General features: G+C 47.9%; 9 protein-coding genes. 1 reads left to right on the plus strand and 8 read right to left on the minus strand.

What is annotated here, in order from left to right:
* Nucleotides 1–28: 28 nt before the first annotated feature.
* The 4 genes from ACFVQB_RS08935 to trhO form a co-directional block, all read right to left on the minus strand.
* Nucleotides 29–883, minus strand: a complete 855-nt coding sequence (locus ACFVQB_RS08935) for a phosphotransferase family protein (protein ID WP_379437193.1) — start codon at nt 881–883, stop codon at nt 29–31.
* Nucleotides 884–905: 22 nt separating this feature from the next.
* Nucleotides 906–1,478, minus strand: a complete 573-nt coding sequence (locus ACFVQB_RS08940) for a TetR/AcrR family transcriptional regulator (RefSeq protein WP_379437196.1) — start codon at nt 1,476–1,478, stop codon at nt 906–908.
* A 160-nt stretch (nt 1,479–1,638) separates the two neighbouring features.
* Entirely contained in the window at nt 1,639–2,286 is a 648-nt protein-coding gene (locus ACFVQB_RS08945; RefSeq protein WP_379437198.1) for a helix-turn-helix transcriptional regulator, read from the minus strand.
* A gap of 13 nt (nt 2,287–2,299) precedes the next feature.
* Nucleotides 2,300–3,187, minus strand: a complete 888-nt coding sequence (gene trhO / locus ACFVQB_RS08950) for an oxygen-dependent tRNA uridine(34) hydroxylase TrhO (protein ID WP_379437201.1) — start codon at nt 3,185–3,187, stop codon at nt 2,300–2,302.
* 419 nt (nt 3,188–3,606) lie between these two features.
* Here trhO and ACFVQB_RS08955 point away from each other — a divergent pair, with 419 nt between their 5' ends.
* Nucleotides 3,607–6,597 carry a tail fiber protein gene (locus ACFVQB_RS08955; protein ID WP_379437204.1) on the plus strand — a complete coding sequence of 997 codons (2,991 nt, stop codon included), beginning with the start codon at nt 3,607–3,609 and terminating at the stop codon, nt 6,595–6,597.
* Nucleotides 6,598–6,685: 88 nt separating this feature from the next.
* Here the strand turns inward: ACFVQB_RS08955 and ACFVQB_RS08960 are convergent, their stop codons facing one another.
* The 4 genes from ACFVQB_RS08960 to ACFVQB_RS08975 form a co-directional block, all read right to left on the minus strand.
* Nucleotides 6,686–8,110 (minus strand): YfcC family protein, encoded by a 1,425-nt coding sequence (locus ACFVQB_RS08960; RefSeq protein WP_379437206.1) that lies wholly within the window; start codon nt 8,108–8,110, stop codon nt 6,686–6,688.
* 4 nt (nt 8,111–8,114) lie between these two features.
* Nucleotides 8,115–9,308: a M20 family metallopeptidase gene (locus tag ACFVQB_RS08965; protein WP_379437209.1), complete on the minus strand. Its 1,194-nt coding sequence runs from the start codon at nt 9,306–9,308 to the stop codon at nt 8,115–8,117.
* 374 nt (nt 9,309–9,682) lie between these two features.
* Entirely contained in the window at nt 9,683–10,591 is a 909-nt protein-coding gene (locus ACFVQB_RS08970) for a LysR family transcriptional regulator (RefSeq protein WP_379437212.1), read from the minus strand.
* A 138-nt stretch (nt 10,592–10,729) separates the two neighbouring features.
* Nucleotides 10,730–11,839, minus strand: coding sequence for a DUF5050 domain-containing protein (locus ACFVQB_RS08975; protein ID WP_379437214.1), 1,110 nt, complete (start codon nt 11,837–11,839; stop codon nt 10,730–10,732).
* Nucleotides 11,840–11,893: the final 54 nt, after the last annotated feature.

Below are 11,893 nucleotides of genomic sequence, written 5' to 3' on the forward strand. Positions count from 1 at the left end.
CTTTAGCTTTTTTATATATTGAATTTTGCTAACGAATACGGAGTCTTCTTCTAATCTCTTTTATAAGCAAAACCTTTTCCTCTTCGGATATCCCGTCGGCAACCAGTTTGCGTGCTGCAACAGGAGCAATCCAGGGTTCAATATCTGCATAACTGATGCCAGACAATTTCTCGTACTTCTCCATAAACAAGCGAATGCTGGTCTCCCTCGTAGCATCGAGGGCAACACTAGCCTCATTTGGCAGATGCGGAGGCAAGATCGCATATCGAATCATAATGACATATTCAGCCAAGTCAGCTTCCGGATTTCCGGTCGAGGCATTGTTCCAGTCGATAATGACTGCATCATCATTCCTGAGCAAAATATTACCTGGATTTGGATCTCCGTGACATAGCTGCTGCCTTATGGGTAATCGGTCCAATTCGGCGATCACGGCTGCCTTCTCCGCTTCCGTCAAATATTGCGCTCTATGGATATCATTCCTGATATTTTCCCGCTGGCTCGGCATATCGGCCACTGAATGGGAATGAATTTGATGAAAAAGTTGTGCTGTAATCTCGGCGTCAACGTAATCATCCATTATATCTATGGGTTGCTGCAGTCTGGACTGCTCTACTGCTCTGTCCACAAATCGCTTTATAATGGGCTCACCATAAATCCGTTCAAATACAACACCTGATCGGCCTTCAACGTTCACCAGGTCATAGGGTCGTGGAACTGGTAGCCCACATGCCCAAGCAATTCGACAATGGTGTAGTTCAGCCTGTATAGCAGCCGGGATCGTGTTAGGCTTAGCCAACTTAATGATTTTGCTTCCATCCTCCCATTCAAATACCTCCGCGCATCCACCTTCTCCAATTTTGTTACCGAGCCCATGGACCATTATGCTCACTCCCTCTTCGGATTCAATACGTGAGATTTTCCTTATGCAGCAACATCTCATACATTTCCCGGATCATCTCAATCGCTTCGTTCATGTCCAGCTCCAGGGTATGAGAATTCAGTAACGTTCCAATGCCGATTAAATAGATCGTTAGTTTTAAGAAAATGCGCTTGAGTTGCTCGTAGGAAACGTCCTGCAATCGTTTGCTGTATCGCATATAATACGTGGTCAGTTCTTCGCCCAGAAACTGATCGGTGTGCGGGTTGTATTGTCGATAACCTGATAGATACAAGGCTCTAAATAGCTGTTTCTCGTTTTGCGCGAAGTACAAGAAACCGATGGTCAGGTTCAGGGCAGGAGAATTGGCGCTGTCCTTATACTCCATCATGCTATCGCGAGCAAATTCGGCAGCTTTGTCATACACACTTGCTTTCAGTTCTTCAATCTTGTTATAGAGGCTATAGATCGGTTGGGTAGAGCAATGGAGCGTCTGAGCGACGTTTCGTGCAGTGATCGCCTCAAACCCTTGCTCCCGCACAAGCTCGAAAGCGGCGGATAACACTTTTTCCTGCGTAATCTCAGATCTTGGTGGCATTTCTTTCTCCTTTTCTTAAAAATAACATATGTTATATAACGTATGTTATTGCAACAAGATACATGTGTCAAGTGTGCATGTACGATAAGATTTCCTCGTACATAACGTTTATACAAAAAAAAGAGACTGTTTCGAGTGATCGAAACAATCTCTATACATTCTAGTTCCCTGCCGCTTCGCGAATCTGATACGTGCACTTCTTGCCGCCATCAGCGTAACATTCGGTGCGCTCCACATCGGCCTGCAACAATGAACGGAACAACTCCAGTTCACAGCGACAAGCCTGCTTGTATACACTTGCCACCTGCACAATGGGGCAGTTCAGCTCGGTAAGCACATAGGTGCCATCCTCTTCCTTGGAGGCATCGGCCATATATCCATTTGCATTCTGAATGCGTGCAAGTTCCTCGACACGTCCAGCCAGGTCCTGTCCTTCCATCTGGGGAAGTCCAATGCGAAGCAGTTTGTCCCGGCGACTCTCGAACAATGCATCCACAACCCCGCTGCCTGCTGAATCCGACAGTTCCTCCAGCAGTTCCAGGGTCAGTGACGAATATGATTTGGGAAAAAAGCTGTCCCCGCGCACCGTCAGATGGTACACCGAGGACGGACGTCCAGCTGTAGCTCTGGCTTCCCTAACCTCAATCCATCCATCCTGCTCCAGTGCCGTCAGGTGACGGCGAATTGCCATGCCAGTCAGACCAAGCTCAGCTGTCATTTCCCTAGCAGTCATTGTGCCTTGCTGCTTCAGCATGAACAAAATTCGTTCACGCGTCGTTCGTTCCTCTTCGCGCTTCACGATCAGCACCTGCTCTCCCTGCTTATGCGGTTACCGGCGCTGCCTCCCGGCAGGCATCCGAGCAAAAGCGGTTATGCGTCTCTTCGCAATCCTCACAGCTTACGTGCTGCAGGTTGCAGGTTGGACAATTAATATATCGATCATGTGTCGTTCCACAGTGATAACAGCTGGAAATCACGATATCTTCATCCGTCCGGTTAATCGGCACGGAAATACGCTCGTCAAATACATAACATTTGCCATCAAACAAACGACCTTGTACTTCCGGGTCTTTACCGTACGTGACAATGCCGCCTTCCAATTGGGCAACGTCCTGGAATCCTTCTTTCATCAGGAAGCCAGTCAATTTCTCACAGCGGATACCGCCAGTGCAATACGTAATGACCTTTTTATCCTTCAGATCACCCAGGTTCTCACGAATCCATTCCGGGAATTCACGGAATGATTCCACATCAGGGCGAATCGCTCCCCGGAAATGACCGATCTCATATTCATAATCGTTACGGCCGTCGATGACAACGACATCATCCTGCTGAAGCTGTTCATAGAACTCCTTCGGAGACAGACGTTTACCACTGAGTACGTTCGGGTCGAGTTCTTCTTCATAACGGAATGTAACCAGCTCTGCTTTGTGACGAACAAATATTTTTTTGAACGCATGCTCTTCGACATCATCAATCTTGAATACCATATCGCTGAACAGCGGATTGGCGTGCATATCCTTCATGTATTGCTCGGTTTGCTCTGGTGTACCGGATACGGTACCGTTGATGCCTTCCGAGGCAATCAGAATACGGCCTTTTACCCCCAGGTCCTTGCAGTATTGCAGATGCTCTTGCGTAAACGTCTCAGGGTCTTCAATCTTCACGAACTTATAATATAAAAGCACGCGGTACGCGCTGTTACACATGTGTATCACCTGTTCCTATTCCATGTTGTTATTGGCCGGATCATCCGACAAGACTCCAACGTTGCAACCTTGCTCATAAAAAAGAAAATAAACAGCCGTTCGAAACATGGTCTCGAACTACTGCTTTGAACATTCGACTTTTATTCCTGCATTCTAGTTTATCGGAAGCGGAACAGCTTAGTCAATATAAATGTATAGAAAGGGATGAAAGATATGGAACATTCCATACATATATGATGTGCATCTGGAAAATCTGAAGATTTATTTTAAATTCGAACAAAAATTTTATTCTTTTTTGCATATGGATCATTTAAACTAAGCTCATCATTATATGGCTTACCACTGTGAATTAGAAAAGTACGGTGGACGGGAATAAGCATGACGTGAACATATTTTAGAAGGAAAATGGGGATGAGATCGTGAGTGTAACACTATTCAAGAAAGTAAGCATCGTTTGGTTGGTATTCCTGATTGGATTAAGTGGTCTATGGAACAATTACAGCATGGTACAACGGGCACACGCCGCAGCGGTACAACCCTATATTGGTGAAATTCAATTATTTCCTTACAATGGGGCCCCTTCCGGTTGGATGTATGCTAAAGGACAGACCCTATCGGTCACCCAGAATAACACTCTTTTCTCACTGCTTGGCACCAACTTTGGCGGCAATGGTACTCAGACGTTTGCAGTGCCCGACCTCACGGATGCCGCACCCAAGGGAATGGGTTATTACATAGCCATGACCGGGACCTTCCCTTCCCGTGACGAAGATCAGTCTCAGGTCGTAGCATCGGTATTGGGCGAAGTTCGCTTATTCCCTTATGCCTTTACACCCTCCGGCTGGCTCGCTGCAAACGGTCAGTCCCTTTCCATCTCTGAATATACCAACCTGTATCAGGTGATTGGCACAACTTTCGGTGGAGAGGGGACTTCATTCCAGTTGCCCAATTTGCCCAAACCCAAGGGGGATATCCTTCATTATGCCATCTCCAACAACCCCAAATATCGTGCTGAAAACGGAGGTACAGGAAGCGAGTATATAGGCGAAATCATTCCCCTATTGGTGCAACTCCCTTTGAATAACTGGATATTGGCAGATGGCTCCGCACTCCCCATCAACAACAACCAGCAATTGTTTAGCCTATTAGGCTACAGGTTTGGTAGCAATGGTTCAACCGATTTTAAAGTACCTGATCTGAACAGCGGCCAATCACCATTGGTTTATTATGTTGCCAACGCAGGAGCATTTCCTTCATTAGAAGGCGGTATCCTGCCCAGTGCAGTAGCAGACAGCTACACAACCGGACAAAACACCACCCTGACCGTAGCTTCGCCAGGCGTGCTATCCAATGATAGTGATGCTTTTGCAGCCGTATTGAGAAGTGGGCCCATGAACGGTACACTAACCTTCAATCCTAACGGTTCGTTTATATATACGCCGAATAACAATTATGTGGGTAGTGACAGCTTTACCTATGCTGCAACCAATCCAACGGGTGCGAGTGACCCAGCGGTTGTTATCTTAACTGTTGAGCAGGGCTCTACGCCAATAGTCAGCGGGGTAGGTGACAAGGATGTGTACAATCACACGGTCACGCCTACATTTAATAGCGGTACAGCACTCCTAAATGGGGCTGCATACACTAGCGGCACTGCCGTTTCGGAAGATGGAGATTATACATTGGTGGTAACCAACAACATTGGCAGTACAACAGTCCACTTTTCCATTGATACGGTCCCTCCTGTTGTAACGGGAGTCGCAGATAATGGAATATACGATGCAGGCCCGACAATCTCCTTTAATGAGGGAACAGCCAAACTCAATAACGCACCCTTTTTGAGTGGGGATACCGTAAGTATTGAAGGTGAACATGTACTGGTTGTCACTGATGCGGCAGGCAATACTACAACCATTCATTTCAGCTTTTATGCGCCACGGACTCTGACGTTTAACAGCAACGGTGGTTCTGAGGTAACCGAACAAACGGTAAATTACGGCGACAAGGCCATTGCACCAACTGATCCAACCCTAACAGGCCACACCTTCGTTGGCTGGTATACAGATTCAGGTTTGAGTCAGGCCTTCGATTTCAATACTACAGGCGTAACAACGGATATGACCTTGTATGCGAAATGGGCTGCCGACACATACACCGTTTCCTTCAATACACTTGGAGGATCTGCAGTAGCCGATGTAATTGTAGAACACGGGAAGAACCTTTCTGCCCCTGCTTCACCAAGCCGCTCTGGCTATACGTTTGCAGGTTGGTATTCGGACCCGAAACTTAGCACGCTATTTAACTTTAGCCAAACGGAGATTGCTGCCAATCTGACCCTGTATGCCAAATGGAGCATTAATCCTACGCCTCCGTCAGGCGGTAACGGGAATGGCAATGGTGGGTCCAGTAACCAGAACAACAATGGCTCCTCCGGTAATTCTACGACACCTGGCACGATTACTTCATCCGATAATGGCAGATTAACCCTTGCAGCAGGACAGGCGGGACTAGTAAGCTTGGGCAAGGAGATTGCTTTATCCATCCCTGCTGGAGCAACGAATCAGGGACTGAAGGTCACGATTGACAAGGTTGCAGATTCTTCAGACCTGCTGACCAATCAGACAATACTACTTAGTCCGGTGTACGAATTGATCAAGAATCTCACACAAAATTTCAATGTACCTGTAACAGTAACGCTGACATTTGATCCATCGATATTGAAAAGCACTCAGCAGGCGGAAATATTTTACTTTGATGAACAAGACAAGATTTGGGTCTCTGCGGGAAAACCTTCTGTTGACGGTGCTCAAATCAAGGTGGACGTAGACCATTTCACTAAATTTGCCGTATTTGCAGTGGATCAACCCAAGACTCCAGCAGAGTTTGCGTTTAATGATGTCGAGGGTCATTGGGCGGAAGATGTCATCCAGCAAGCTGTCCATGAGGGTATTGTGAAAGGGTATACAGATGGATCATTTAAACCGGAGGCATCGATTACGCGTGCAGAATTTACGGTGATGCTGATGAACGCACTGCACACACAGTACACGGAAGCGACACTTTCTTTTACCGATCATTCACAAATAGGAGCTTGGGCCCAGTCTGCTGTAGCACGTGCTGTGCAAGCGGGATTCATTCAGGGAGATACCGACGGAGCTTTCCGTCCCAATGACGCCGTAACCCGTGCCGAGATGGCCGTCATGGTGGCCCACGCTCTGCAATTCAATTCAGAATCCGGCGCCAGCTCCACCTTTGCAGATGATGAACAGATTCCGGTGTGGGCCAGAGCAGCTGTCGCTGGCTTACAAAAGTCCGGGCTACTGAACGGTAAAGGACTAAACACCTTTGCTCCTAGAGATAACACTACGCGTGCAGAAGCAGTGAAGTTATTACTGAGCATGTCGAAATAACAAGCCATAAATAAAAGCTTGCGTTCTGGAAGTACCCTCTCAAAACCGTTTGAGAAGGGCTACCACAGAACACAGGCTCTTTGCTTTTTTAAGAATACTGAATGGCATTGGCAATAAGCATAAATACAATTCCCATAGCGATCCACATTACCATCAGCGGCCAGAAGAATCTAACCCATTTCTGATACGGAATGCCGGATACCGCGAGACTGCCCATCAAGGCAGAAGACGTTGGCAGAATCATGTTGGTGAATCCGTCTCCGAACTGGAACGCCAGTACGGCAGTCTGACGGGTAACCCCGAGCAGATCCGATAATGGAACCATAATCGGCATCGTTGTTACGGCCATACCTGTACCCGAGGTGATGAACACGTTCATGATATTTTGGAAGAAATACATGCCCAATACCTGCACGGAGGACGGCAATTCGCCAACCGCCGTGGACATTCCGTATACTACGGAATCAATTACGTTACCCTGATCGAGGACAACCATGATGCCTCTCGCCAGACCAATGATAAAGGCACCATAGGCAATACTGCTTGCACCTTTGACGAATTCACTGGCAATTCGGCTAGGGCCAAATCCGGAGACAAGACCAGAGATCACACCCATGCTCAGGAAGAGAGCCGCCAGTTCCTCCATCCACCAGCCTTCTTTGGATACACCCCAGATTAACAGGGCAAAGCCAGCTACAATGGTAATGATGGTCAGGATATGTGTGATACGAATCGTTGGCAATTTGTTCAAATCTACCGCAGGTGCATCTGCTGCTTGTTCTTGTTCCAATTCATGCACCAAACCGCGAGTTGGATCGGACTTCACTCTGGACGCATACCGCATAATATAGATACTTGTCACAGAGATGAGACACACTAGGATGATCGCGCGCAGCCACATGCCTGAGAAGATTGGAACTTCTGCAATGGCCTGAGCCAGTCCCACGTTGAACGGATTAAGCAGTCCCGCGGTAAAACCACACGAGGCCCCCAGCGAGATCATTGCCGTACCTGTTAGAGCGTCATACCCCAGCGCACGCGCGATGGCGATCCCAATTGGTACAAAGACCATGACCTCTGTGGACATACCCATCGTGAATCCACCAACAGAGAACAAGGTGATGAATACCGGGATGACCCACAATCCCTTATTGGCGAACGAACGGGCTACCCTGCCTGTAAGAGCTTCAATCGTTCCCGTACTCGTAATGATCTGAAATGCTCCGCCGATGATGAAAATAAAGAATACAACGTCAGCAGAGTCAACCAGTCCGCGAACGATGGACTTGGGAATATCCCATAGTCCCGTTGGATTGGCCTCTACATGATGGTATGAACCTGGAACGAGCAAGGATTTGCCTGTCGCTTCATCCTTAACCCGATCAAATTCCCCTGCGGGAATAATGTAGGTCAGCACGGTAGCAACCAGTACCAGAATGAACAAGATGACGAAGGTGTGAGGCATCTTGAACCATTTACGCCGTTGTTGTGGTTGTTTTGTTATATTTTCCAATTCATCATCCCTCGTCCTTCTGTTGTTTCCACGCTTCAAACTCATCCCGTACCTGCTGCAATGCTGCCTTGTCTGCGTACAGATCAAACGCCGTAAGTGCAAGTGCCTTCGCCGCACGGTTTAGTTCAATCATGCCTTCCTCTGCTCCGGCAAGCCGGGCAAATTCAGGTGTGTGTGTTGTCGCGTCACCTAACCGAATATATGGATGGATCGCAGCGGTGATTTGGCTTACGTTACCGATATCCGACGATCCCACACCGCCTGTTTGCGGTGGATCATGCACTTCAATGCCCATATCCTCCAGGTTCTGTTGGAACAGACCCGCCAGAGTCTTATTGTTATTCCGCTCGGCATAGATCAGGCCTTCTGTAATATCTACCGTAGCCCCAACGCCTTCCGCAGCATGGCATACGACCCGATAAACTTTGTCCATGACGATTTTCAGCTCTTCAACTGTCTTCGCCCGAATGATATATACGGCTTCAGCCAGCTCAGGGACCACGTTGGGCGCATCTCCACCCTTGGTGATGATCCCGTTAACCCGAACGTCATCCTTCAAATAAGGACGCAGCGAGTTTATTCCCGCATACGCGTTGACCAAGGCATCCAGTGCACTAATGCCCTTCTCAGGAGACGAGGCTGCATGTGCCTGTTTGCCGTGGAACGTAAAGGTTGCATCCACACAAGCCAGCGCACCTCTCAGTACCATCGTTTTTTGCTGCGGGTGACACATCATGACGGCATCAATCTCATTGAATACGCCATCGTTCACCATAATGATTTTGCCGCCGCCTTCTTCCTCCGCCGGTGTGCCAAGAACGATGATCCGTCCCGGAAGATCAGGACAAGCTTCCTTGAGCGCCAGTGCTGCACCTACAGCAGAGGTTCCGATCAGATTGTGTCCGCAAGCATGTCCGATGCGGGGCAGCGCATCATATTCAGCGAGCAGTGCAATCGTGGGTCCGCCTGGCTGGCCTTCCCATACAGCACGGAACGAGGTGTCGAGGCCTGAAATGCCTTTTTCCACCTGAAATCCGGCTGCTTCCAGCGGTTCGGTTAACCATTGTTGTGCTTGGACTTCCTGAAAGCTAAGCTCAGGGTTAGCGTGAATGCGCAGGGATAATTCCCGCAAATCGGGGTCTAGCCGATCTACGGTTTCTTTGATTTTTTGCTTCATATGAGCAGGGTCAGGATACATATTGTTTTGCCGCCTTTCTCCAAATACAGCATTTCTATATTCAATTCAATCGAATAAATATACAATCAGATTGGATATATTGTATGTGTGACCAAGCCATAAGTAAATTCAAAAAAATTAAGGAATAGCCCATAAAAAATTTTATGGACTCGCTAGATAATAACATATGGATATCATTAGATGTCAGTATATTACTGGTTCATTTCCATATTAGCCAAGACAACCTCGGTATACATTTTGATCTTATGTACATCCTTCGAATGGGTACTCCCGATGAAAACGACACTGCCCGATAGCAATAAAATCCCTTTTTTGATAAGAAAATATCGGATAATTATGCATGAAGTAAGGCAATTATTCCGCTATGTCTGTATCTAGCCTCCGTCCACAACATGCTGTGTTCCTGCCGTTTTCATCAAATCAACAAAGCGACCCACCGTTGCCTGTTGCAGCACACTTTCCTTATACACCAACCACGTATTACGCCGCACTTCCTGTCCATTCTGTCGGATTAGTCCCTGCTGATGAAGGCCATCCGAAGCAGATACGAAAATACCCGGAATAATAGCATAACCAAGCCCATAACGCACCATTTCCTTGCATGTCTCATAGCTGTCCACACGCATCGCTACGGTTGGTGAACATTCATAGCGCTCATACCACCAGGATGCTACGCCCTCTCGGAATGGGCTCACGGGAGAACCTCCCGTTTTCGTCAAGGGCTCCTGAAATGCAATTTGCGGAAGCTCGGGAAGTTCATCCAGATTAATGGGCTCACGGGATACAATGCAGACCGGTTCATCGTGCAGCAGATGTTTACCCTCATACCATGGATGCTCCCCCCGTATGACACCCACCTGAATTTCATCCCGCATCAACAGTTCCACAACCTCTACACTCAAAGCGCAGGTCACAGCAAACTGAACCTCAGGGTACAGCTCCTTGAACTGTTTTAACAATGGAGGAAGCTTGTACAACGAATAATGATTGGCAATCCCAAGGCGCAGCGTTCCCTTAACCTCATTACGAATGTTCGACAGCTGTTCCTTGACCTGGTTAAGCTCATTGAGCATTTTACGGGCATAGATAGTGAGATGCTCTCCTTCGGGAGTGAATCTGGCACCTTTTAACGTTTTATCGATGAGTGGCACGCCAAATTCCTTCTCCAATTGCTGCAAACGGTATGTCAAAGCCGGCTGGGTCATAAACATGCGCTCCGCAGCCTTGGTCAGACTGCTTTCTTCGGAAACGCTCAGCAGCAGACGGCAGTCCTTTTCATCCATGATCGTTCCCCCTTTACTTCTCGTCTCTTCAGTATAACCCAGAAAACCTGCGTTAAAGGTACAGAAAAAGCCCAACTCGATATGAGCCGGGCCCACCTGCTAATTTGCTTCTTCTTCGATGATGATTTACTGCGATGATTACTGCGAAATCGTAATGACCGAGGTAACAAAGTGGTACGATTCATTTTCCTGCACTGCCTGTGACAGCAAAATTCGATTGCCTTCCGGACTCCAGCTCAGCGGATCAGATGCGTTATCCATATCGGCCGAGATCTGGAACTGCTCCGCCGATTCCGTATTGGAGACGAACAGCCCTTTTTCATCATCACTTTCAGAATTGATTGTGTAGGCGATTTTGGAATCGTCACCGGACCAGCTCGTGCCGAAAATCTGCGTGCCTCTGGCAAGCGTGGCTTTTTCATTCCCTTCCAGATCGGTCAGCACCAGCGCCCGTTTGGTATCGGCTGTTTTTTTCACAATCGCCAGTCTTGAGCCATCGTTGGACGGAATGACCCACTCTACACTTTTCAGCACCTGCTTCACTTCAGCGGTCTTCGTATCGTAGGCATTCAACTGTCCGTCCGTGCCTGTGATGTAGTAAATCACATTACCCGAAACGCTGACGCTGCTTATATTGAAGTTCCCCGTCTTGACCAGCACTTTGGTCGTTCCATCCACACTTGCAGATACGATATCCCCATTCATGTTTGGGAAAACCACGTGCTCCTTATCCAGCCATGCCCCTTCGAAGACAAAGCCGTCGTCCTTGCCCGCAGATATCACTTCCCCGTTGTGCAGATTCAGAATGAAGCCCTTGCCTGTCGATTCCTCTGGTTCTCTGTAAAAAATATACTGACTATCCGGGGACACAATGGGTGAGCCCAGATTCACTTCACTTTCCTTCACGGGCGTGTCAGTACCCTTCGTAAGATCATACATGTATAAGTTATGCGGGTAACGTTTCTCACCCTCAACCGTGACAGGCTTCATGGACTCGTTTACTTTATCCGACAAAATCCAGTCATTGCTTAGCCACGCTACCCCGCGCATATTCGACAGTTTATCGATTTTCTCCAGCTTAAAGCTCTGGTATACCGACGTATTGGTATTGTCCTTCACCGTAATATCCGTGCCTGATTTCCCGTTCTGTGTACTATCCCCTGGTTTCGTTGTTCCCCCGCATGCTGTTGCCGATAATAGGACGATTGCCCCGAGTGTGCCCAAAGCCGCCTGTTTCCAATTCATCATGGTCCCTCCTGAGTGCTTTCTATAGACCAAGCATACACATCGCATACTTCCAAA

Origin of the sequence: Paenibacillus sp. NPDC057886 (assembly GCF_042796655.1) — a bacterium.
Taxonomy (GTDB): domain Bacteria; phylum Bacillota; class Bacilli; order Paenibacillales; family Paenibacillaceae; genus Paenibacillus.